At 36.8% G+C, this 489-nt stretch carries 1 protein-coding gene; it reads right to left on the bottom strand.

The window, feature by feature from the left end:
* On the bottom strand, window positions 1-319 hold a 319-nt coding region (locus tag RCF13_RS16135; protein WP_308141341.1), incomplete at its 3' end, for a hypothetical protein.
* Window positions 320-489 lie beyond the last annotated feature (170 nt).

Below are 489 nucleotides of genomic sequence, written 5' to 3'. Positions count from 1 at the left end.
CGCGAATCTGTTGTTCACTTGCTTCAAACTTATTTGATATTAAATTTACTAAGAATTCTCTTAATAAGTTGGTTATTGCATATTCTTGTTTATTTATATCGTTTGTTATTCCTATTCCAATGTACAAGTTTTGAACGTCTTTTATATCATCGATTGAAGAAATTTTTAACGCATTTAGTAACGCCGATTCGAATTGTGCAATTCTCTTCTTGTTTTTATCTTCAATTCCCCGTAAGGTTTTTACTAATGCAGTTGTAGCTAAACCAGCAGATAACAAGCTTACAGCTCCAGGAATAATGTCCATAATGCCCGCACTCATATAAGTCACTTCTTTCGATTAAGACTATTTAGTACACATCACATCATCTAGTATACGAAACCTGCCTGCCTCCAGGACGAACTAGTCTCTTACATCTCCCCCTTTCTCAGTCCCGATATCAGTCATATCGCGCGAGCTCATAATGCCGAGCTCGTTGTTGACATGCGTAT

Origin of the sequence: Stenotrophomonas maltophilia group sp. RNC7 (assembly GCF_030910085.1) — a bacterium.
Lineage (GTDB): Bacteria > Pseudomonadota > Gammaproteobacteria > Xanthomonadales > Xanthomonadaceae > Stenotrophomonas > Stenotrophomonas sepilia.
Note: the sequence above shows the minus strand (reverse complement) of the source record. Positions and strands in the feature narration are given on the sequence as shown.